This window comes from Deinococcus betulae, assembly GCF_020166395.1.
Classification (GTDB): domain Bacteria; phylum Deinococcota; class Deinococci; order Deinococcales; family Deinococcaceae; genus Deinococcus; species Deinococcus betulae.
Map to the genome: position 1 here is coordinate 14,505 of NZ_JAIQXU010000007.1, position 20,334 is coordinate 34,838.

21 protein-coding genes are annotated in these 20,334 nt (G+C 67.9%); 7 read left to right on the plus strand and 14 right to left on the minus strand.

Going from position 1 to position 20,334, the window contains the following annotated elements:
• Positions 1-6: 6 nt before the first annotated feature.
• On the minus strand, positions 7-792 hold the full coding sequence (locus tag K7W42_RS07155; RefSeq protein WP_224573463.1) for an IS982 family transposase: 786 nt from the start codon (positions 790-792) through the stop codon (positions 7-9).
• A gap of 148 nt (positions 793-940) precedes the next feature.
• Here K7W42_RS07155 and msrB point away from each other — a divergent pair, with 148 nt between their 5' ends.
• Positions 941-1,393 (plus strand): peptide-methionine (R)-S-oxide reductase MsrB, encoded by a 453-nt coding sequence (msrB, locus tag K7W42_RS07160; RefSeq protein WP_224573465.1) that lies wholly within the window; start codon positions 941-943, stop codon positions 1,391-1,393.
• Positions 1,394-1,597: 204 nt separating this feature from the next.
• Here msrB and K7W42_RS07165 read toward each other — a convergent pair whose 3' ends face one another.
• Together K7W42_RS07165 and K7W42_RS07170 are read right to left on the minus strand one after the other, a co-directional pair.
• Entirely contained in the window at positions 1,598-2,434 is an 837-nt protein-coding gene (locus K7W42_RS07165; protein WP_224573467.1) for a CAP domain-containing protein, read from the minus strand.
• A 170-nt stretch (positions 2,435-2,604) separates the two neighbouring features.
• Positions 2,605-3,264 (minus strand): hypothetical protein, encoded by a 660-nt coding sequence (locus tag K7W42_RS07170; protein ID WP_224573469.1) that lies wholly within the window; start codon positions 3,262-3,264, stop codon positions 2,605-2,607.
• A gap of 116 nt (positions 3,265-3,380) precedes the next feature.
• On the opposite strand from K7W42_RS07170, the gene K7W42_RS07175 reads away from it, so the two are divergent.
• Entirely contained in the window at positions 3,381-3,890 is a 510-nt protein-coding gene (locus tag K7W42_RS07175) for a hypothetical protein (RefSeq protein WP_224573471.1), read from the plus strand.
• Positions 3,891-4,131: 241 nt separating this feature from the next.
• Here the strand turns inward: K7W42_RS07175 and K7W42_RS07180 are convergent, their stop codons facing one another.
• From K7W42_RS07180 to K7W42_RS07195, 4 genes are all read right to left on the minus strand, one after another.
• Entirely contained in the window at positions 4,132-5,583 is a 1,452-nt protein-coding gene (locus K7W42_RS07180; RefSeq protein ID WP_224573473.1) for a sigma 54-interacting transcriptional regulator, read from the minus strand.
• 90 nt (positions 5,584-5,673) lie between these two features.
• Positions 5,674-6,345 carry an amino acid ABC transporter permease gene (locus tag K7W42_RS07185; protein ID WP_224573475.1) on the minus strand — a complete coding sequence of 224 codons (672 nt, stop codon included), beginning with the start codon at positions 6,343-6,345 and terminating at the stop codon, positions 5,674-5,676.
• A gap of 76 nt (positions 6,346-6,421) precedes the next feature.
• On the minus strand, positions 6,422-7,189 hold the full coding sequence (locus K7W42_RS07190; protein ID WP_224573477.1) for a transporter substrate-binding domain-containing protein: 768 nt from the start codon (positions 7,187-7,189) through the stop codon (positions 6,422-6,424).
• A gap of 190 nt (positions 7,190-7,379) precedes the next feature.
• The gene (locus tag K7W42_RS07195) at positions 7,380-8,378 is read right to left on the minus strand and encodes a transposase family protein (protein WP_224573479.1); all 999 of its coding nucleotides are present in this window, start codon (positions 8,376-8,378) and stop codon (positions 7,380-7,382) included.
• A gap of 264 nt (positions 8,379-8,642) precedes the next feature.
• On the opposite strand from K7W42_RS07195, the gene K7W42_RS07200 reads away from it, so the two are divergent.
• Together K7W42_RS07200 and K7W42_RS07205 are read left to right on the plus strand one after the other, a co-directional pair.
• Positions 8,643-8,906, plus strand: coding sequence for a hypothetical protein (locus tag K7W42_RS07200; RefSeq protein WP_224573481.1), 264 nt, complete (start codon positions 8,643-8,645; stop codon positions 8,904-8,906).
• Positions 8,903-9,664, plus strand: a complete 762-nt coding sequence (locus K7W42_RS07205; RefSeq protein WP_224573482.1) for an SDR family oxidoreductase — start codon at positions 8,903-8,905, stop codon at positions 9,662-9,664. The genes K7W42_RS07200 and K7W42_RS07205 overlap by 4 nt, the downstream gene beginning before the upstream one ends.
• A 230-nt stretch (positions 9,665-9,894) precedes the next feature.
• On the opposite strand, the gene K7W42_RS07210 is transcribed toward K7W42_RS07205, so the two are convergent.
• Positions 9,895-10,761: an EamA family transporter gene (locus K7W42_RS07210; RefSeq protein ID WP_224573483.1), complete on the minus strand. Its 867-nt coding sequence runs from the start codon at positions 10,759-10,761 to the stop codon at positions 9,895-9,897.
• Between the two features lie 64 nt (positions 10,762-10,825).
• Between K7W42_RS07210 and K7W42_RS07215 the strand changes: the two genes are divergently transcribed.
• Genes K7W42_RS07215 through K7W42_RS07225 form a run of 3 tightly spaced genes read left to right on the plus strand, consistent with a single transcriptional unit; the run spans position 10,826 to position 11,774 of the window.
• Positions 10,826-11,332: a MarR family winged helix-turn-helix transcriptional regulator gene (locus K7W42_RS07215; protein WP_224573484.1), complete on the plus strand. Its 507-nt coding sequence runs from the start codon at positions 10,826-10,828 to the stop codon at positions 11,330-11,332.
• Entirely contained in the window at positions 11,325-11,477 is a 153-nt protein-coding gene (locus K7W42_RS07220) for a hypothetical protein (RefSeq protein ID WP_224573485.1), read from the plus strand. Before K7W42_RS07215 ends, K7W42_RS07220 begins: the two co-directional genes overlap by 8 nt.
• Positions 11,478-11,774, plus strand: coding sequence for a GNAT family N-acetyltransferase (locus K7W42_RS07225; RefSeq protein ID WP_224573486.1), 297 nt, complete (start codon positions 11,478-11,480; stop codon positions 11,772-11,774). It abuts the gene before it with no gap.
• A gap of 110 nt (positions 11,775-11,884) precedes the next feature.
• Here K7W42_RS07225 and K7W42_RS07230 read toward each other — a convergent pair whose 3' ends face one another.
• The 6 genes from K7W42_RS07230 to K7W42_RS07255 are packed head-to-tail and all read right to left on the minus strand — an operon-like array spanning position 11,885 to position 20,253.
• On the minus strand, positions 11,885-13,147 hold the full coding sequence (locus K7W42_RS07230) for a VWA domain-containing protein (protein ID WP_224573487.1): 1,263 nt from the start codon (positions 13,145-13,147) through the stop codon (positions 11,885-11,887).
• A complete protein-coding gene (locus tag K7W42_RS07235; protein WP_224573488.1) occupies positions 13,144-15,390 on the minus strand; it encodes a DUF5682 family protein in 2,247 nt (748 codons plus the stop codon). Before K7W42_RS07235 ends, K7W42_RS07230 begins: the two co-directional genes overlap by 4 nt.
• Positions 15,387-16,355 (minus strand): SMI1/KNR4 family protein, encoded by a 969-nt coding sequence (locus K7W42_RS07240; protein WP_224573489.1) that lies wholly within the window; start codon positions 16,353-16,355, stop codon positions 15,387-15,389. Before K7W42_RS07240 ends, K7W42_RS07235 begins: the two co-directional genes overlap by 4 nt.
• Positions 16,356-17,456 (minus strand): ATP-binding protein, encoded by a 1,101-nt coding sequence (locus K7W42_RS07245; RefSeq protein ID WP_224573490.1) that lies wholly within the window; start codon positions 17,454-17,456, stop codon positions 16,356-16,358. It abuts the gene before it with no gap.
• 17 nt (positions 17,457-17,473) lie between these two features.
• Positions 17,474-18,916 carry a DUF5691 domain-containing protein gene (locus K7W42_RS07250; RefSeq protein ID WP_224573491.1) on the minus strand — a complete coding sequence of 481 codons (1,443 nt, stop codon included), beginning with the start codon at positions 18,914-18,916 and terminating at the stop codon, positions 17,474-17,476.
• The gene (locus tag K7W42_RS07255) at positions 18,913-20,253 is read right to left on the minus strand and encodes an SWIM zinc finger family protein (RefSeq protein WP_224573493.1); all 1,341 of its coding nucleotides are present in this window, start codon (positions 20,251-20,253) and stop codon (positions 18,913-18,915) included. Before K7W42_RS07255 ends, K7W42_RS07250 begins: the two co-directional genes overlap by 4 nt.
• Positions 20,254-20,334: the final 81 nt, after the last annotated feature.

A 20,334-nucleotide genomic window follows, 5' to 3' on the forward strand; every position in this document is an offset into this window, starting at 1 on the left:
CAGGATTCATCCGCTGACGTCTATGAATTTCAGGTTGTGCGCCAGAACATTGAGCGCCACCTTGAGCCGCAGGCTGAGATATGTCTTGACCTGCCCCCAGCGCAGACCAGCCCCGACCAGCACAGAGAACGCGGACTCTACACATTTCCTGGCAGCGCCGTATTCGGCTCTCCAACGCGGATCGACCCGTCTGGCCTCAACCTTCGGTGGCGTCAGGCATGTTGCCGACTGATAGCCCTTACCCCCAATTTGCTTTGGTCCTCCATAGGAGGACCATTCTCGATTCATCTCGCATAACACGGCGAAATCGTGCTCATTGGCTGGACGAATCTCGTATCTGGCGATCTTTCCGTTCAGGGTGCACCAGACATGCAGCTTGAAGCCGTAAACCGGCCCAGCGGTGCTGAACCCGTGTCTGGCGCCACGGAATTTGCACCGTGGCGCACGTTTAAAGGTCGAAACGGGAAGGGGTTCTGAAGCGACGGCGACGAAGGCCAGCTCCTGGACTTCGGTGGACAGTTGCTCGATCACCGGGGTCAGCCGGGCGAGTCGGATGCGGGCCTGGGACTCAGACGGGTACTGCGGAAAGTGGTTGAGTTTGAGAAAGCGCCACCAGCGGCTGAAATAGAGCACTTTGTGCAGCTTTTGGAGAAGCGCGACTGCCAGCAACTCCGCGTCCATGATTTTCTCGTGTGAATGGAGCAGTTTCGGTGGAACATGCGGCGAGATCCAGCGACTAAGGATGGTAACAGCGGTGGAAAGCGGCAGCAAAGTGAGGTCGGGACGGCTCATAAGCACCGCCCCTTTCGCATTTTTTGCCCTACGGGTCAACCCCTATTCGCGGTGAATAGGAAGTGGGAACGGGCGCAGCCTCAGTCCACTAACCACTCTCCACGTCCCACTTACCCTCCGCGCATGTGCGCGCGGCAGACTGGCAGCCATGACCAGCAAATATGCCAAACCCACCGACACCGAACTGCGCGAGCGGCTGACGCCCACCCAGTACCAGGTCACGCAGCATGAGGGCACCGAGCGGGCCTTTACGGGCGAGTTCTGGGACCATACCGAAGAGGGCATCTACGTGGACGTGGTCAGTGGAGAACCGCTGTTTTCGAGCATGGACAAATACGACGCTGGGTGCGGCTGGCCCAGCTTCACCCGCCCCATTCCCAGCGTGGCCCTGACCGAAAACACCGATTATAAGATTGGTTACGCCCGTACCGAGGTCCGTTCGAAGGGGGCAGACTCGCACCTGGGGCACGTGTTCCCCGACGGCCCGCAGCAACACGGGGGCCTACGCTACTGCATCAATTCAGCGTCGCTGCGCTTTGTATCAGTCTCGGAATTGGAGACCCAGGGGTATGGGGAATACCGCCCCCTGTTTGGGCAGTAAAACGCACTCGGATTGAATCATTGACCGAAACGATTCAATCCAACAGACGGGACTCGCAGACCTGCGCCGCCGAGCAGAAGCGGGCTGACAGGCTTGAAGGTTGCAGGGGAGGCTCTGTCCCGAGTTGCTGGCGTTTGGAAGCTGTAAAAGACCAAAGAGGAGAGGGAGGCGCGCACGTCGCCTCCCTCTCGCTTGTGGCTGTCTTTACCGGGCGGTGCCGAAATCCTGGACCCAGTAGTGGCCGTAGCTGCCGCCCTGCGCGTAGCCGACCCCCAGTTCCTTGTAACTGGCGCTCATGATGTTCTTGCAGTGGCCCTCGCTCTTGAGCCAGCCAGCCACCACGCTTTCGGGCGTGGCCTGGCCAGCGGCGATGTTCTCGGCCACCGTGCGCCACGCATAGCCCGCCGCCGTGATGCGCTGCGAGAAGGTGCGGCCATCCTTGCTGGTGTGGCTGAAGTAGTTCTGGGCCGCCATGTCACTGGCGTGGCCCTGGGCCGCCTGGCTGAGCTGGGCATTCAGGGTCAGTGCCGGCGCGGCGGCGTAAGCGGTGGCGCCGCAGGTCGCGCCTGTGGAACGCGCCGCGTTGGTCAGGTCTAGCACCCGCTGGGCAAAGCCAGGCGCCTGGGGAGGGGTGGGCGTGGGCGCTGGGGCTGTGGGGGCCGTCACCGTCACCGGAAAGTCCAGAAAGGAGCCGGGGCTCCGGGTCAGGGCGGCGCGCACCGTGGTGCTGCCAGCCCCAGTGGCGGTGACCAAGCCGCTGGGGCTGACCGTGGCCACGGCGGCGTTCCGGGTGGTCCAGGTCAGCTGCCCAGGTTGCGGCGCCTGCCCGCCTACGGTCACGCGCAGTTGCAGGGTTTGCCCAGCACTCAGCGTGATGGGTGTAGCGACGGCCTGCGCAGCCAGGGTCTCGGGGTCTGCGCCCGGCGTGCCTGTGACGGGAGCAGCCGGGGTTTCGACGACTGGACTGCTGGGCGTACTGCCGCAGGCAGCGAGGGTCAACAGCAGGCCCAGGCTGGCCCCGCACAGCAACGCTTTGGTCATGCTGTCATTAAACCGGCATGAAGCCTAGCCTAACGTGAGATGAAATCACTCATTTCTCACCGCTGATTGCTTACCGTGGTCGCGCAGGAAAAGCCTCTCTTTGCAGAAATCTTCACACCGTGTTTTTCTCACCATTTACAAATGCAATAGACTTAATGAGGCGAAAAACCTCACACTTCAAGCAGGCTAAAGTGAAGTTCCTGGCTTTCACGGAGGCTCAGACCTGAGTGATTGGGCAGAGCCACCTGGACTTCACCACCCAGGCCAGCCGCACTGTCCAGCAATGCCGATCCCACCTCATCGTCAGGGGCGCCCCAGAGGAGGGCGGCGCCGCCTTCTGGCCGGGCCTGCCACAGCAGAGCGCCCACCGGAACGCTGCTGCGGTAGGCCAGGAGGGGCAGATAAGACCGCTCGTCTTCAAGCCGCGCGGCCAGGTGGCGGCCCAGGGCTGGCGCCCACTCGGGCGTGTCGTACACGCCCGCCAGCACCCCGGCCCACGTGCCCAGATGGAGGCGTGACAGCTGCTCAACGACCACCTCATTCCCGGTCCCGTCTCCTGGGTGCCAGAGGCCCAGCCGCAGGCGGGCGACAGGCTGACTGTTCGGGACCGGCGCCGCGCCCACCACCAGCACCGGCTGCCCTTGCCCCTCGTGCCAGTCGCGCACCGTTTCAAGGTCCACCCCGCTCCTGTTTTCAGGAAGGTAGGTGGCGTTCAGGGCCAGCACGTTCACGCCGGGGGTCAGCAGTGTGGTGGCGCCGCCCTGCTCGCGCTGGAGGGTCGAGAGGGGCGCGTGAAACGCCAGCAGACTGGCCAGAGCGGGCGGCAGCATGGCCCGAGGCTAGAGCATGGGCGCCGGCAGGCAGGCCGAGTCTCAAGCCCATGCAGGGCGGCGCCACATCTTTGGCGCGGCGCGGCGTGCTGCCATGCAGACCACAGGAGGTTGTTATGTCCACCCATCCGTCTCTCCATCATCCTGCCCCGGCGCCGCCCCGCTGGGCCGCGCTGGCCCTGAGCGGCCTGGCCGGCGCCCTGACCGTGACGCTCCTCAATGAAGGCGTGCGCCGCGTGTTGCCTCACGCCCCGCGCATGGACGTGCTGGGCGAGCGCGCGCTGACGGCGGGTCTGGAAGCCGCCGGCACCCGGCCGCCCCAGGGCGGCGCCCTGTATGCAGCGACCCTGGCCGCCGACCTGGCATCCAACACCATCTTCTACGCTCTGGCTGGCCTAGGGGGTGCGGCGCGGGCGCCCGGTGTGGGCACTGCCCTGGGGCTGGTGTCAGGGGTGGGCGGCGCGGCCCTGCCGCCCCATGTGGGCCTGGGTCACCAACCAGACGAGCGCCCGCAGACACTGCTGCTGACCGTGGTGTGGTACGCGCTGGGGGGCCTGGCCGCCGGCCTGGTGTACCGGGCGGTCGAAGGAGACAGGGAGCGCGAGCGGCTGAACGGCGGCGCTTGACCGGCTGCTGAGGCGGACCCCGGTTGAACCGCCCACACAAGCAATTCAATTCGAGCGGACTTGCAAAGCTGCGCAGCAGAGGGAGAAGGAGAACCACGGGTGCCGGACGTGGAGTTGGCCAATCGACTCTCTCCCGATTTGTCAACTGGAATCCGTATAAGGCGGCGCTCGGCCGATTCACTGGCCAACATCAAAGGGCCCCTGACGCGAATAGTCAGGGGCCCTTTGATGTGGCAGGGGCTTAATTCCAGCGGCCGCCGCGCTGCTGGCGGGTTTCGGGTTCGGGGGCGGCATAGAGTTCCTCGGCGCGCGAGAGCTTCTTGCGGCCATACAGGCCCTCAAGCACAAACTCGGCGGCGCTGACGCGCACGGCGTCGTCGGCGCTATTGGCCACCTCGGCGGCCAGGTCGGTCAGGCCCGGCACCTCGCGCGTGGCTTTCAGGGCCTCGGCCGCGTCTCCCCCCTGGGGAAAGCGGAAGACGTTGCCGTTCTCAAACCACTTTTCCAGGTCGCGGGTGTTTGCGCTGCCGTACAGGCGGGCGTAGGCTGCACCAGCCGCCTTGCGAATCACGTCGCGGGCCACGCTGTCGGCGCCCTTCAGTTCGCCCTCGTATTCCAGTTCCATCTTGCCGGTGATGGCCGGCAGGCCCGCGTACACGTCGCTGACCCGCACCACCGGGGCGCCGTCACCCAGCAGGCTGCGGCGCTCGGCGTTGGCGGCGGCCACTTCCATCAGGGAAATCGGCAGGCGCTGCGAGACGCCGCTGAGCTTGTCCACGCGCCCGTCCTCACGGGCCTGAAAGGCGATTTCCTCAATCAGTTCAGCCATGAAGGGCGGCACCACCACGGAGGGCGCGCGCACCGCTTCCTGCGCCGTGATGTCCATGCCCAGGCGCACGTCGGTGGGGTAGTGGGTGCGAATCTCGCTGCCGATGCGGTCTTTGAGGGGCGTGACAATCTTGCCGCGCGCCGTGTAGTCCTCGGGGTTGGCCGAGAAGACCAGCATCACGTCCAGTTCCAGACGAATGGGGTAGCCCTTAATCTGCACGTCGCCTTCTTGCAGGATGTTAAACAGCGCCACCTGCACCTTAGGGGCCAGGTCGGCCAGCTCGTTCACCGCGAAGATGCCCCGGTTGGCGCGCGGCAGCAGGCCAAAGTGCATGGAGCGCACGTCGCCCAGGCTCGTGCCCAGGCGCGCGGCCTTGATGGGGTCCACGTCGCCCACCAGGTCAGCCACGGTCACGTCGGGGGTGGCCAGCTTCTCGACATAGCGGTCGGCGCGCGGCAGCCAGCGGATGGGCAGGCTCAGGCCATGTGCCTCCAGCAGGTGCCGGCCCTCGGCGCCCACCGGGTTCAGGGGGTCGTCGGGCATGTCGGCGCCGTCAATGACGGGCACGTCTTCGTCAAGGAGGTCCGTGATGGCGCGCAGGATGCGGCTCTTGGCCTGGCCGCGCAGCCCCAGCAGGATAAAGTTCTGCCGCGCCAGCAGGGCGTTCACCAGCTGCGGAATCACGGTGTCGTCGTAGCCCACCACGCCGGGAAACAGGGTCTCGCCCGCGCGGAGTTTGCGTGTGAGGTTGTCCCGCACCTCGTCCTGCACCAGTCTGATTTTTCCATCGAACGGCTGGCGCCCGGCGTACTCCGGCGTGTCCAGCAGTTCCCCTAATGTCCTTGCTCTGGCAGTCACCGTCATGATGCGCGCAAACGTATCACGCGCGCCCGGCGTGGAATGTGCGCCTTTCTGGCAATGTCGTGTCCCTGCGCCTGAGAGGCGGCCCCTGAGTCAGCCTCCCCGTGCAAAGCGCCGTTCCAGAAGCCGCTGCACCAGCTCCAGCAGACTGCTGACGGCCCAGTAGATCAGGGCTGCGGCCAGATAAGGCCCGAACGGTTCAAAGGTGCGGGCAATGACCAGCTGCGCCGAGCGCAGGAGTTCGACCACTGTAATGACCGACACCAGCGAGGTGTCCTTGACTAGGCCAATCAGGGTATTACTCAGGCTGGGCAAAGCCACGCGCGCCGCCTGCGGCAGCACCACGAGCCGTATGGTCTGTGAGGGACTCAGGCCCAGGCTGATGGCCGCTTCACGCTGGCCGCGCGGAATGCTCAGGATGGCCGCCCGAATGGTTTCCGAGAGGTACGCCGCCGCATTTAGGGTCAGCGCGATGACGCCGCCCGCCAGGGGATTGAGGGTGATGCCCAGGCTGGGCAGGCCGTAGTAGATGACGAAAATCTGCACCAGCAGCGGCGTGCCGCGGATAAACGACACAAAGACGCTGCTCAGGCCGCGCAGTCCGCTCCAGCGTGATAGCCGGGCCAGGGCCACCAGAAAGCCCAGCGGCAGCCCCAGCAGCATGGCCGCCAGGGCGTAGGCCAGGGTCACGGGCGTGGCAGCCAGCAGGGTGGGCAGAGCCTGCCACGCGCTTTGCAGGACGAGAAGAAGTTGTTCGGTGTTCACGGCGCCTCCTCCAGAAGCGGTCCTGGCTCCCTCCCCAGGATGAAGGGAAGGAGCCAGGACGCGGGCCAACTGGCGTTCAGGGTTTGCTGACGTCCTGGCCGAACCACTTGCGGCTGATTTTGGCGTAGGTGCCGTCGGCCTTCAGCTGAAGCAGCGCCCGGTCCACGGCCGCCTTCAGTCCCGTGTTGCTCTTTTTCAGCGCCACGCCGACCGGTTCGGGGGCGCCAATCACCCCGGCGCCGCGCACCGGCAGATTCTGCGACTGAATGAGGTACCCCACCAGCAGGCGGTCGTTGAAAGCGGCGTCCAGGCGGCCTGCGGCCAGATCCGCCAGGTATTCAGGCGCGCCGGGGTAGGTCACGACGTTGATGCCGCCCGCGTCCCGCAGCGTCTTCTCAAAGTTGCTGCCCAGCCCCACCCCCACGCGCTTGCCCTTCAGGTCGGTCAGCGTCTTGGGGCTGAAGCTGCCCGCGCGCTTCACGATGATCTGCGGGCTGGAGTAAGCGTAGGGCGCACTGAAGCCAATGGTTTTCTGCCGCTCGGCCGTAATGCCGACCTGATTGACGATGACGTCGTACTTGTTGGCCTGCAGGCCCGCCAGGATGCCGCTCCATTCTGTTAATACAAATTCAGGCTTCAGGCCCAGCTTGGCAGCGACGGCCTTGGCGATATCCACGTCGAAGCCTGTGAGCTGGCCCTTGTCATCTTTGTAGGTGAAGGGGGCGTAGGTGCCCTCCATGCCGATTTTCAGCACGCCTTTGGTCAGGGTGCTGGGGGCAGCGGCGTGGGCGGTGGTCAGGCTGGCACTGATGGCCAGCAGCAAAGTTGAGGTAACGCGGTTCATAAGACTCCTTGGTCCCTGAGGTGGACATCACCTCAGAGCACTTTAGTTTACAAAGTATATCAACAATCACCGTGGTGTGGGAAAACTCAGAAGTTGAATGCTCCTCAGATATGTCTGAAGACCGATTGCGCAGTTATAAAGCTAGTAGATCGGGGGAGGTAGTGCCTCCCCCAACCTGTATTCCGATCATTCAGGCGAACTGTGGTGCGCGGCTCATGGTGCGCAGATTGACCAGGCCGGCCACACAGCCCCAGAACAGGCCGTGCCGGCCAATGTTGTTCCGGTAGAACTCCCGGCACACACGGAACTTCTTCAGTTTGCACACCACGTTCTCCACCGTGATCCGCACCTTGGAGATCTGGTGGTTCAGCTCCCGATCCTCCTCGCTCAGCACGTCCCCTCGGAGCCGCATGCGGGGAACAATCACCGTATGCTCCGGGCACAGCTTCTCCAGTCCCGTGTACCCCCGGTCGCCCCAGACACGACTGCTCCGGGGCAGTCGACCCAGGAGTCTGGACTGTTTCAGGACCTTCATGTCATGCGTGCGCCCGCCCGCGGGCGCACTGAGGTGCACCACTAGGCCGTCCGGGGTCACCGCTACCTGCGTTTTCAGCGTATGGGTGCCCTTCTTGACGCTGAAGAATTTCTTCTGGTCCTTGGGTCGCCCGACGGCTTTCTTTCCGGGACCACTGCCTTTCTTCTTTTTGGGTTGCCCTCCGGGCTGCTCCGTGCCGTCAATAATGAGGTCGGCGATCTCCGGGAACGCCTCGAGCACATCCTCCAGAGTGCGCAGCCGACGACGCGGGGCGTCGTCAGGCATGACCTTGCGGCTGTTGAGCGTTCGGGCGCGGAGGGGAGCAGGCAACGCCTGCTCCAGGAGGGGCAACAGTGCGTGGATGTTCCGGCAGACATTGGCGGCGTCCATCTCGAACAGCACGCCCAATAGATGCATGGGGAGGTAATGCCGGAGGTACATCAAAGTGAGCAGGAGACGGTGGGGAACGTCGAGTTTGAACTGTCGTCCGGCTCCGATGCGGCGTTGCCGTCCCTCCCGCAGGAGGGACGTGCGGTGCGCGTGGGTCCATAGGGGCTCCAGCTGTTCAGCGAGGAGCATGAATTCGGTGGGGTTCAGGCCGCAAAGCGACTCGAAGGACCGGGGACGCTGGACCAGGCGCGGCACCTGAAGCATGCCCCACTCTGCCCAATTCACCTCAACTGCGCAACGGATCCTGATTCCCTCCAGCGCGTTGGGCACTGGGCGCGGAACATCACTTGGTGGCTTTCCTATGAGGAGCAAAGAGGCGACTGAGGCGCTTGTTTTCAGTTCATCACAGACGGCAAGACACAGAGTCACCAGTTCACTGGTTGCGGTGGATGAGAGCGAGTTGTGCACGCCGCAGCCCTCTGCGTGTCTCTGAAGGTTTTGAGTTCTGTGCTTAGTAAGCTCAGTGGTATGACGAGAGGCTCTGGCGACAACGTCCGACACCTGAGGAATGCGGGTGGGCCGCTGCTTCCTGCTCTGGCCGCAGAAATGCGGGAAGTGGCTCAGGCGGCCCTGAATCGGCCGGCGCAGGCCTTGGTCCTGCTGGACGTGCGTGTTCGAGCTGGAGAAGATCTGAACGTTACGGCGCTGCTCAGCCTGTCCCTGGTTTTGAACAGGGCACTGGCGGCGGGGCTGACCCCGCCCCCGCCACACCATTGGCGGTGGGCGGCATGACGCGCGTGGTGGTCACGGGCGCCAGTGGGCACCTGGGCCGGGAAGTGGTGCCGCTGCTGCGGGCCGGTGGCGCCGAGGTGGTGGCCCTCAGCCGCCGCCCCCGGCCGGCCCAGCCGGGTCTCACCTGGGTGACTGGTGACCTGAGCCAGCCTGAACCTCTACGCGCAGCGCTGCGCCCCGGCGACGTGCTGGTGCATCTGGCGACCCAACCGCTTCGGGCAGGCGCTGACCTGAACTTGGCGAGGGCAGTAGTCCAGGCTGCGCAGAATGCCAAAGCCAGTCACCTGCTGTTCATGGGCATTGCTGGCCTGGAGCGGCTGCAGGCGGCGCCGTATTACCGCGACAAGCTGGCTGCTGAAGGGCTGGTAGCGCAGAGCGGCATGCCCTTCACCATCCTGCGCACGACCCAGTTTCATGAATTTGTGGCCGAGTTGCTGACGCGCCTGACCCTGCCCGGCCCGCTCACCCTGCTGCCGGCAGGCGTGACTCTGCAGCCGCTGGAAGCCCAGGCTGCCGCGCGTGCGCTGGCTGACCTGAGTCTGGGCTCGCCTGTGGGCCATGCCCCCGAGCTGTGCGGCCCACAGGCGCTGACCTTTGCGGAGCTGGCCCGGCAGCGCGGGCCTGGCCGGGTGCTGAGCCTGCCGCTGCCGGTGCCGCTGTTCCGGGCGTGGCAGGGCGGTGCTGCGGTCCCGCGCGGTGCTCAGCCTGTAGGGCGCACCTGGGCCCAGTGGATGGCGGCGCAAGAGCACTACCAGTGAAGGGTGGCTATGAACTCGGATTGAAGCATCTGAAATAACGACTGAATCAGCACAGAGGGGAATTTTAATGATGGGCGTTGTCCCCAGGGCTGTTCTGGTATGTATACGTGCAAATGACGTATGGCTCCTGAGTACGTCAATCAGACCTGCTCAGATGAATGTATATTCCTGCTCCATCCAATCGCGCTGACCAAGATAAACGAGCTTCTCAAGCACGCTCAGGCCTAGCCTCAGGGGGTCGATTGCGCCTGAGCCGTAGTCTTCTGGCGCGGGGGCAGAAAGCTCAGGGCAATCAGGCCCAGGCCCAGCCACTGCGCTGCATTCAGAGAGCGGCCCTGCCAGAAGTCCAGGGCCAGGGCCGTGGCCGGGCTGAGGCGCGTCAGCAGCGAGACCTGAAGGGCCGAGGTGGACTGAATACCGCGGAACCACAGCGCGTAGGCGGCGGCAGTGCCCACCACGATCAGGTAGGCCAGCGGCGCCCACTGCGCCGGGGTGGGCAGAGCGGGCAGGCCGTCCAGCAGCAGGGCCACGGGCAGCAGCAGCAGGCCGCCCCAGCACAGCTGCCAGGCCGTCACTGCCAGTAGCCCAGTGCCTGAGGGCGTTCCCCAGGCGCCGGCCAGGAGGTACCCACCCGACGCGGCCACCACGCTGAGCAGGCCAGCTGCCAGGCCCACTGCGTCCAGATGGGCCCCCGGCCCCAGCACCAGCAGCGCCACCCCCACCAGGCCCAGCAGCGCGGCAGAGAGTGCCTGCCGGGTGGGCGGCTGTCGCAGGGCCAGGAGGTTAAACGCCAGAATTAGCAGTGGCCCCAGCGCGCCCAGAGTGGCGGTCACCCCCCCGCCCAGCCGACTGGCACCCAGAAACAGCGTGCCGAAGAACAGCCCGAAATTCAGCGCCCCCAGCAGCAGGCTTTTCCACCACCAGGCCCCCCTGGGCCACTGGCGCACCACCAGCAGGAGCAGCACCCCGGCCCCCAGCGCCCGAAGCGCCGCCACCGTCAGAGGCGGCATGGGCTGAAGCTGCTCAAGCACCACATAACTCGTGCCCCAGCTCAGAGGTGCCAGAGCGGCCAACCACAGGGCCGAAGAAGCTTTCATAGATTTATTTTAGTACCAAACTGTTTGTCTATAAAATAGATAGGCTATTTTCTATACTCTGCCCATGACTATCCTGAAGGCGCTGGACCGCATTCGGCACGACTGGCAGGCTGCCGAACCAGAGCTGGACAGCGCCCCCATGCTGACCTTCATCACGTTCAGCCGTGCCCACGCCCTGCTGGGCGACGCCGTGCGGGCCACAGCCGCGCAGGCGGACCTGACCTCGGCCACCCGCGACCTGCTGCTGACGCTGTACCGCTCGGCTCCGCCTGAGGGTTTGCCCGCCAGCGAGGTCGCCGCGCTCCTGGCGGTCTCGCCCGCGACGGTGACGGGCAACACGGACCGGCTGGAAGCGCGCGGGCTGCTCACGCGCCGCCTGGACCCGCAGGACCGGCGGTCGTGGCGCCTGGCCCTGACCGACCAGGGCCGCGCGCTGGTGCAGGCGCACCTCCCTGTTCACCTGGCATTCGAGGCCCAGTTGCTGGCGGCCCTCAGTTCAGAAGAGATACAGCAGTTTGAAGGGCTGCTGCGAAAACTCATCGCCCATGCCGAGGCGCAGGGCCTTGATTGACCGGCGCCCGGTGACCTCCGCCGATGGGGCGGTGATTGCCCGTCACCGCTTGCCTAACCCAGCCGACGCTCCTGATCGTCCGGCCTACGCGGCCTGGGTCGCGGGGGCCATAGCGCGCGGCACCTACCTGGGCTTCGTGACGTAGGTGGGCGGCGAGATCGTCGCCGGGGCAGGCCTGACCCTGCTCGACTGGGGCCCCAGTCGGGACGACCCCCAGCCGCTGCGGGCGAGGGTCGTCAATGTCTGGACCCACCCGGACTGGCGCCGCCAGGGGCACGCCCGCGAGTTGGTCCGGGCTTGTCTGACGGCGGGTCAGGCGCGCGGCGTCACCCGGTTTGCGCTGGGCACCACCCCGCAGGGCCGCGCGCTGTACGAGGCGCTGGGCTTCGCGGCCAGCGGAACTGAGATGACCGCCCACCTCCCGGCGCCTCCGCCTCGCTGAGTGACAGGCCTCGGCACTATGGGCCAAGCCATGCGTGCCCAGAGGCGGAGGTGCACGTCCAGCTCAGACTGAACGGTTGAGGCCAGTCACCCGGCCGCCTGCCCGCCGCTTCAAGAACTCGTCGGCTCGGCCCCCGCGCGGGCGGTCACGATGCTGCGTGAGGCGGCCCAGGCGCCGATGTCGGCCCCTTGCAGGGCAGTGGCCATCAGATCGGGAAAAAAGTCCGGGGTGCAGGCAAAGACGGGAATGCCCAGGGCCGCCAGCCTCGCGGCGTTGTCGTGGTCGTAACTGGGCGTGCCGTCGTCGTCCAGCGCCAGCAGCACGATGACGCGCACGCCCAGCTCGCGGAACTCGTTCAGGCGGCGGATCATCTCGGCGCTGCCGGACCCCTCATACAGGTCGGAAATCAGGACAAAGGTGTGTTCCTCGGGGTTGGTCAGGAGCCCCTGGCAGTAGCGCAGGGCCAGCGGGGTGTCGTTGCCGCCGCCCAGCTGCACGCCGAACAGCACGTCCACCGGGTCGGCCAGGTGGTCGGTCAGGTCCACCACCGTAGTGTCATAGACCACCACGTTGGTTTTCAGGGCCGGCAGGCTGGCCAGGACGGCGCCAAAGATACCGGCGTAGACCACGCTGGACGCCATGCTGCCCGACTGGTCCACACACAGGGTCACGGCCTTGAGTTGCCGCCGCGCACGCCCGTAGCCCACCAGGCGCTCGGGGATCACGCTTTTGCGCTCGGGGTCGTAGGTGTGCAGGTTCTTCAGGAGGGTGCGGCCCCAGTCCACCTCGTTCTGGCGGGGGCGGAGGTTGCGCTGCGAGCGGTTGAGGCTCCCCGTGACCGCGCTGCGCAGCGGCTCGGCCAGCCGGGCCTGAAGGTCGTCCACCACCCGCGCCACCACCTGCCGCGCCAGCGCCTTGGCCTGGGCCGGCATGGCGTCTTTCAGGCTGATCAGGGTGGCCGCCATGTGGACGTTGGGCTGGAGGTGCTCCAGCAGTTCGGGTTCCAGCAGCAGGGTCTTTAAGTTCAGCCGCTCGACCGCGTCGCCCTGCATGACCTGCACGGCCGACTGCGGAAAGAGGTCGCGGACCTCGCCCAGCCACGCGGCCACGGCCGGGGCGCTTTTGCCAAAGCCCACGTTCCGGCCTGATTTGCGGCCCTTCTGGGGTTTTTCCGTTTGAAGGGTAAAAGGCGCGCCGTCATACAGCGAGGCCAGGGCGGCGTCCAGGCGGCGGTCGTGTTCGCCCAGCGGCTGGCCGATGCCGTCGGCGCTCTCGCCGGTGGCGGTCTCGCCGCCCAGCAGCAGCCGCCAGCGGCGCAGGCGCTCCAGGTCGGGGGTCAGGCTCTGGGGTGCGGGGTCAGTTTCAGGGGTCATAAGGGGTCTCCAGCAGGCAGGGTCACGCCCAGCAGGCGCAGCACGACCGGCACCACCCCCGCGCCCAATTCGCCGTTGACCTGCGCGGCCTGCTCGGTGCGCTCCAGGCCGCGCAGCTCCTCGCCCAGGCGCCTACGCGCGTGCGGGTCCAGGCGTGACAGGGCACGGCGCAGAGGCGGCAGCACCTCGCTGTAGGCGTCGGGGTCCAGGCCCACGACCCAGGTGTCCAGCAGGGCCAGGGCGGCCGGGTCGTGACGCAGGGTCTGGCCGTCTTCACCGATAAACCCGCCCAGCCACGCGGCCACGTCCAGGGGCGGGGCGCCGGGGGCCAGGGCAACCGCCAGCCGGGCCTGCACCTGGGCGGCGTCCAGCAGGCCACGGTCGCGCAGGCGGTTCACGGCGTCGCCGCGCAGCAGGGGCGCCGTGCCCTGGGCGTCCAGGGCGTGCAGGGCCACGACCCACTGGCCACTGGCCTCGGGGTCGTCCAGCAGGCGCACCGCCGCGTCGGCCCCGGCCAGCTGGCGGTGCAGAGTCTGCGCCGCTTCCTCACCCAGACCGTGCGCCGCGTTGGGCAGCCCGGCGGCGGCGCGGGCCACCAGCGTGCGGAAGACGGGCCGCAGGTCGTCGCCCCCCCGCGCCCTCACGTCGCCGTAACGGGCCAGGCGGGCCAGTGGCGGCAGCGCCAGCAGCAGCGCGGCGGTGTCGGCGTCGGCGGCGCGTTCGTCCAGACGGGCCAGGGTAAAGGCGGCGGCCCCAGGGAGTCCACTCAGGCGCGTGACTTCCAGCAGGTCTGACAGCGCGCCCAGGTCAGCGGCCCGCCGCGCCGCCGAGACTGCCGCCGCATTCGCCGCGCGCACCAGCGTGTTGCCGTGCCGGCTCGCCTCCACCACGCGCACACTGAATTCAGGTTCCCAGCGCAGCGTCCAGGCTTCCTTAAAGGTGCCGGTGCCCCGGCTGGCGGCCTCCTTGGCCCAGGGCACGCCCAGCAGGGTCAGCCGGTGAAAGAGCTGAGAGCGGCTCAGGCCCGCGTCTTCACGCAGGTCGAGGGTCAGGTCGCGGGTAACCGCCTCGCGCTTCAGCCGCAACCGGGCCAGTGTGGCCGCCAGGTCCTGTTCCAGCGGCACGGCGGGCACACCGGCAGGCACGCTGCCCAGCGCCTCGCCTACGAACAGTTCCTCTGAGAGCAGGCGCAGCGGCGTGTCCGAATCCCAGGCAAAGACCGCCCGCGTGGCGTCGGTCAGTTCGTCCAGCCCGGCCAGGTGGCGCCCGCGCAGGGTCGCCAGGGCGTCCGCGAGCCGCACCGCGTCAATCACCTGCGCGCTGGAGGCGTCCAGGCCGCGCGCCCGCAGCAGCCGCGCCGAGCGGGTCAGCCAGCGCTCGGACACCTGCGACGGCGTGGCGTACAGGTGGGCGTACCAACCCGGCGACGCGACCCCCGCGCCGTAGCCACTGGCCTGGGTCAATCGGCCGTGGGTCCAGGGCGTGATGGTCAGGGCGACTTTGGTCTTGGGTAGGCCCTTGACGCGCGCCGGGTCGGCTTTGGCCTCGCGCGCCAGGACCTCGGGGGTCAGCGCTGGGGCGTGCCACGCGCCGCACACCACGGCGACGCTGCCCCCCTTTAGCGCCGCGCGGATGGTCTGGCGCATCTGCGCCTCGCGGATCAGGTCACGGGCAGAGGTGTGCCCGTCCTCGGCCTCACGCACGGCGGCCATCACTTCGGCAATGGCGGCGAACACGGCTTCCCCGTCGCCGCGCGACTCGACCAGGGCGTCCCACCAGCGCTCAAAGTCGCTGTAGCCAGCCGCCTGGGCCAGCAGCGCGAGGGGATCGGCGCGCACGGCGTCCTCTGGAGGAGTGGGGGTGGCGTCAGTGGTGTCTGGTTCAGCCTCCGGCTCAGCTTCAGCGGCCTCTGCGGCCTCCTCCTTGTGGGCCAGGGTCACGCTGGCAGGCAGGTCCATGAAGGCCACCGGGACACCGCGAGAAAGCGCCCAGCGAATCGCCACGTATTCCGGGCTGAACTCGGCCAGCGGGTAGAACACCGAACGCTCGGGGTGACCCTGCACATGCGCCATGACGGCCACGGGAGGCGTCATCGCCGGGTCATTCAGGAAGGGCAGCAGGGCGTCAGCGTCCACCGGGCCTTCGATCAGCAGGGTGGCGGGTGGGTGGGCCTCCAGCGCCCGCGCCACGCTGCGCGCCGAGCCGGGGCCGTGGTGGCGGATGGGGAGGATGGTGAGGGTCATGGTGTGGTGGGCACCGCTGCCAGCGCAGTCAGCACGGCCTGCGTCGCCTCTGGGGTGAACTGCAGGCCTTGGGCGGTGGTCACGACGCGGCCCTGCGCCTTCGCTTCCCGCAGCCAGTCCTCCAAGAAACCTGGCGCGTAGCCCCCGGTGGCGACCCCCCGGCTGTCGGCCAGGGCGATCAGCGGCGGATAGGCTTCTTCCAGGTACCTCTGTTCGTCCCGGACCACGTGGCTGTGGCTATAGAGCAGGAACAGCAGGTCATACATCAGCTGCGAGTGCGGGTCGGCGTGCAGTGCGAAAAACCCCTTGTCCTGCACGATGACCGCGGCCAGCGCCCTCAGGCGTTCCGGCAGGGCCGGGTCGGGAAATGCTGCGAGCAGGGCCTGCAATTCCGGGCTAAAGGCTCCGGTCCGCACGCGCGTCAGGTCTTCGGCCTCGCTGTCCTCCGGGTCGTCTTCAAAGCGCGCCTCATCCTGCAGACCGGCGATAAAGGTGGCGAAGTCCGGGGCCAGCGGGGTGATGTGGTAGGCCGCTTCCTGATCCACGTGCACCACGGCCGGCTCGCCCTGTGGACCGCAGGCGCGGTAATCCAGCGCCACCATGTCATGCCCCGCCGAAGGGCAGTCCGCGATATAGACCCCAATGGCCGGATAGTCCCACTCTTCCATCATGAACAGGCTGCCCAGCGGCCCGCACAGGCTGTAGGGCTTGTCCCGACCGATGCCGAACAGGCCACTGATGGCGATATGATCCTCGGCCCGGGACGTGGCCTGCCCAGTCGGAAACGCCGTGCGCTCCGGAATGCCGCCGTTCTGAGACCGCATCAGGGTCACGAAACTGGCGGGCAGGCGGTGGCCCAGTTCTGCTTCGATGGACGCCAGCAGGTCCGGCGTAAAAGGAGGACTGATGTAGTTCTTCTGCTGGTAGTCCAGGCTGTCTTTAGACCAGAAGTCGGCCGCCCCCACTCAGCTCACTTCCCGGCAGGCGTTGTAAAACTCTTTCCAGCCGGCCCGCTTTTTAATCGCCGTTTCCAGGTATTCGTTCCACACCGCCTGGTCCTGCACCGGGTCTTTGACGACCGCCCCGATGACGCTGGCGGCCACGTCGCGGCTGCTCAGTTCGCCGTCGCCAAAGTGGGCGGCCAGGGTCAGGCCGTTGGTGACCACGCTGATCGCCTCGGCCACGCTGAGGCTGCCGCTGGGCGACTTGAGGCGGGTCTTGCCGTCCTCAGTCACGCCTGCGCGCAACTCGCGGAACACCGTGACCACACGGCGAATTTCGTCCAGGGCTGGGGGCGCGGCGCCCATCAGGTCCGTGGGCAGGCCCAGGCTGCGGCCCAGCGACTCCACGCGCTGGGTCACGATGCTCAGCTCATCTTCCAGGCTGTCGGGCACCGGCAGAATGACGGTGTTAAAGCGGCGCTTCAGGGCGCTGGACAGGTCATTTACGCCCTTGTCGCGGTTGTTGGCGGTGGCAATCAGGTTAAAGCCGCGCACCGCCTGAACCTCGGTGTTCAGTTCGGGCACTGGCAGCGTCTTCTCGGACAGCACCGTTATTAAGGTGTCCTGCACGTCACTTTGCACGCGGGTCAGCTCTTCTAAGCGGGCAATCTTGCCCTGGCGCATGGCGTGCATCACAGGGCTTTCCACCAGAGCGGCCTCGCTGGGACCCTCGGCCAGCAGGCGGGCGTAGTTCCAGCCGTAGCGGATGGCGTTCTCGTCGGTGCCCGCCGTGCCCTGCACGAGCAGGGTGCTGTCCCCTGAGATGGCGGCGGCCAGGTGTTCACTGACCCAGCTTTTGGCGGTGCCCGGCACCCCGATAAGCAGCAGGGCGCGGTCGGTGGCCAGGGTTGCCACGGCGATTTCCATCAGCCGCGCCTCGCCCACATACTTCGGCGTGATCTCGGTGTCGCCGGCCCGGCCGCCCATCAGGTAGGTCAGCACGGCGCGCGGGCTGAGGTTCCATTTCGGAGGGCGCGGAAAGCGGTCGTGCTGCGCCAGGGCGGCGAGTTCATGGGCGTAGGCGTGTTCGGCGTGCTGGCGCAGGACTTCGGGGGTGCTGGTCATAGAAACTCCTTGGGGGCTCAGAGGGTGGGGGAGAGGGCCAGGGCGCCCTGCCACTCGCGGCGCAGGCGCAGGGCGCCCATCAATTCACGCCAGGTCTGCAGGGCGCCCTGCTGCTGGTGGGCGTGGGTCTGGCGCTGGCTGTCTTCCCAGTCGGCGGGGGTCTGCCAGCTGGGGAGCTTCTTGGGCATGGGCGGCAACTGAAAGGGCAGCGGCTCAGGCGGGGGCACCGTCAGGTCGGGTGAGAGGGTGCGGCGCAGGCGGGTGGCCAGGTCCCGCGCCTGCCAGGTCACGCCCTCCCGGCCCAGCAGGTCCAGCGTGCGGCTGGCCAGGGCGGTTTGCAGGGCGGGGGCTTCGGTCTCCAGGCTGGTGCCCAGCGCCTGCACGGCTTCCAACAGCTTGTCCGCCGACACTTTTGGCTGTCCGGCCAGGTCCCGCAGCCGGGCGCGGGCCACGTCGGGGTTGGGGAGCGTAGGGATGGGCTGGGGCGGTTCCTCCAGTTCCTGAAGCAGCGACCAGTGGGCGGCTTTCACAGCCTTTTGCAGCTCTTCCCAGCTCACCCGCAGCGTCTTCAGGATCAGGGGTGTGGGCAGCGCGCCCAGCAAGCGGTGCAGGTCGCTGTCGTCGTACTGGCCGGCGCGCGGTTTTCCCAGCGCGGCCGGAAGGTCAAAGGCCGCGAAGGTGATCTTCTTTTTCAGCAGGCCGCTCACCTTGACCGCCTGCGGCAGCAGGGCCAGCACCTCGTCCTGAAGTGGCCCCGGCAGGTGGCCCAGCAGTTGCCGCGCCCCTTTCTGAATCTCCGGCGAGCGGTCACGCGCCGCCGTGTCGAGCAGCAGGCGGTCCTCGGGGCGCAGGTCGCGGCGAACCAGCGCCAGCAGCTCCTTGCGGCGGTCAGCGGCTTGCTCGGCCCAGAGGGTCTGCAGGGAGGCCGCCGCCTGCACGGAGTCGCGCTGACGTTCCCCGGTCAGGGCGTCCAGCTGCGCGGTCCAGGCGGCGGCCTCCTCGGCCTTTTGCGCCGCTCTGTGCAGGGGGTGGGCGTCCAGGGTGGCCTGCGCCCGCGCGTCGGCCAGTCGCCACAGGGCGGGGGTCAGGTCGGCCTCCTGGCGGTGCAGGGTCAGCACCTGCACGGCATTCAGGGTCCAGCCGCGCGCCGCCACGTCTCCCAGCGCTTGCACCGCCAGCGCCGTGTCGGCGCTCACCAGCCCCGGCAGCAGGGCCGCCAGGGCGGGGGTCAGTGGCCGCGCTGGGGCCGGCAGGGCGGTGGGCGGCGGCGCGGCGGCCGCCAGCAGGGGCGCCCCGGCGCGGGCATGCAGGCCCAGCAGGGCCGCGCGCCCCAGCAGCTGGGCTTCGGGGGTGTCACCGGGCACGCGGCTCAGGGCAGGGGCCAGCGCGCCGGTGGGGGCCGGCAGTTCGGCCCGGCTGGTGCCGCGTGCGGCGACGGCGGCCAGGTCAGGCAGGGTCATGCGGTCACCCCGCTTGCGGGCGCGGCGCGGCCCACCGGCAGGAAGGTCTGCCCGTCCCACTCGCCAAAATACGTCTGGAGCTGCGTCTCGGCCTGGGCCAGCAGGGTCCAGAGGTCGTCTGTGTCCAGCCGCGCACTCAGGGGCACCGCGTGGCCCGCCGCGTCACACAGCTGCGGCGGATCAAGGGTGAGGTACGCCGGCCCGACCACCGCGCCGGTGCGCTCCAGCCACGGGTTCAGGGCCAGGGCCGCCGCGTAGTCGGCCTGCATGTCGGCCAGCGAGCGGCCTGGCAGGGGCAGCGGCGCGCTGCCTGGCTCTGCAGCACCCTGAATCACCGTGTCGCCCTGAAGCACCGCGCGCTGGGCGTGGGCCGAGGGTGCGTAGGCCACCGCCGCCGTAAAGGCCTGCCCCGGCAGCAGCGGTGCGGGCAGCGCCTGTCCTGTGGGGGCAAAATCCAGCAGCAGGGCCAGTTCCCGCCCTGCGCCCAGCAGCCAGGTGCGGCGCACCGTCAGTTTGCCTTCTTCCTCCTGCACGGCCCCCAGCGCCTGCCAGCGCTGCGGCGCGGCCGGCGGCAGGCCGGCGCGGTCCAGCGGCGTGCCCAGCGCCGTCAGCAGGTCGGCGCATTCCGTGGGCGGCAGGGTGTCGCGCACGCGCCAGCCCTGCGTGAGCAGCCACACTTTGCCCAGTTGGGCGGTCAGGGCGGCGGCGGTCTCGTCGTGCAGCAGGTCAGGGATCTGCCGGATCAGCCGGGCGGCGCCGGCCAGCTGGGCGTCCACCAGCCGCGCCGCCTGGCGGTCCCAGTCGCTGTAAGGCCGGGCGCGGGCGGCCTGAAGGCCCTCGCGCACCAGGTCACCCAGCCACAGTTCCAGGTCTTCCAGGCCAGCCGAGCGTTTGCGGTCCCGGGCCGCCTGAGCTTTGGCGCGGGCCTTGGCCTGCGCGGCCGGGTCGGCGGGCGCCTCATCAGGGGCCGCCTCTGCCTTCTCGGCGCGCGCCACGCGGCCTTCCAGCCACCGGGCCAGGTCAGCCGGCGCCGGGGCACTGGTCCAGGTGCCGGTGCCGGCCGCGTGCAGCAGCAGCAGCCCCAGGGCGTGCTTGCAGGGAAACTTGCGGCTGGGGCAGCTGCATTTGCTCACGATGTCGGCGCTGCGGGCGTCCACGCCTACGCGGTAGGGGTGAGCGCCGCTGCCCTGGCATTCGCCCCACAGCACGCCCCCGTCGCGGGCCAGCGTGGGCCACCCGGCGGGTCGGGCGAGCTTCTGGGCCGCGCTGGCGCTGCTGCTGTCGGGGGCCAGCGCCAGTACGTCCGGGGTCGTCAGGTGTTCAAGGGGGGAAGACATGCGTAAACTCCTTATCAATTACGTTTAGAGCGTAAATGTAGCAGATGAACGCTTGGGGTGCAAGGGCGGCGTACGCTGGCC

Excerpts from the sequence above, each read along its gene's own strand:
- K7W42_RS07245 (WP_224573490.1), bottom strand. The coding sequence starts at position 17,456 with ATGACCAGCACCCCCGAAGTCCTGCGCCAGCACGCCGAACACGCCTAC.
- K7W42_RS07230 (WP_224573487.1), bottom strand. The coding sequence starts at position 13,147 with ATGACCCCTGAAACTGACCCCGCACCCCAGAGCCTGACCCCCGACCTG.
- K7W42_RS07215 (WP_224573484.1), top strand. The coding sequence starts at position 10,826 with ATGACTATCCTGAAGGCGCTGGACCGCATTCGGCACGACTGGCAGGCT.
- msrB (WP_224573465.1), top strand. The coding sequence starts at position 941 with ATGACCAGCAAATATGCCAAACCCACCGACACCGAACTGCGCGAGCGG.
- K7W42_RS07250 (WP_224573491.1), bottom strand. The coding sequence starts at position 18,916 with ATGACCCTGCCTGACCTGGCCGCCGTCGCCGCACGCGGCACCAGCCGG.
- K7W42_RS07205 (WP_224573482.1), top strand. The coding sequence starts at position 8,903 with ATGACGCGCGTGGTGGTCACGGGCGCCAGTGGGCACCTGGGCCGGGAA.
- K7W42_RS07255 (WP_224573493.1), bottom strand. The coding sequence starts at position 20,253 with ATGTCTTCCCCCCTTGAACACCTGACGACCCCGGACGTACTGGCGCTG.
- K7W42_RS07235 (WP_224573488.1), bottom strand. The coding sequence starts at position 15,390 with ATGACCCTCACCATCCTCCCCATCCGCCACCACGGCCCCGGCTCGGCG.
- K7W42_RS07180 (WP_224573473.1), bottom strand. The coding sequence starts at position 5,583 with ATGACGGTGACTGCCAGAGCAAGGACATTAGGGGAACTGCTGGACACG.
- K7W42_RS07175 (WP_224573471.1), top strand. The coding sequence starts at position 3,381 with ATGTCCACCCATCCGTCTCTCCATCATCCTGCCCCGGCGCCGCCCCGC.
- K7W42_RS07170 (WP_224573469.1), bottom strand. The coding sequence starts at position 3,264 with ATGCTGCCGCCCGCTCTGGCCAGTCTGCTGGCGTTTCACGCGCCCCTC.
- K7W42_RS07195 (WP_224573479.1), bottom strand. The coding sequence starts at position 8,378 with ATGCTTCAGGTGCCGCGCCTGGTCCAGCGTCCCCGGTCCTTCGAGTCG.
- K7W42_RS07210 (WP_224573483.1), bottom strand. The coding sequence starts at position 10,761 with ATGAAAGCTTCTTCGGCCCTGTGGTTGGCCGCTCTGGCACCTCTGAGC.
- K7W42_RS07190 (WP_224573477.1), bottom strand. The coding sequence starts at position 7,189 with ATGAACCGCGTTACCTCAACTTTGCTGCTGGCCATCAGTGCCAGCCTG.
- K7W42_RS07165 (WP_224573467.1), bottom strand. The coding sequence starts at position 2,434 with ATGACCAAAGCGTTGCTGTGCGGGGCCAGCCTGGGCCTGCTGTTGACC.
- K7W42_RS07155 (WP_224573463.1), bottom strand. The coding sequence starts at position 792 with ATGAGCCGTCCCGACCTCACTTTGCTGCCGCTTTCCACCGCTGTTACC.
- K7W42_RS07200 (WP_224573481.1), top strand. The coding sequence starts at position 8,643 with ATGACGAGAGGCTCTGGCGACAACGTCCGACACCTGAGGAATGCGGGT.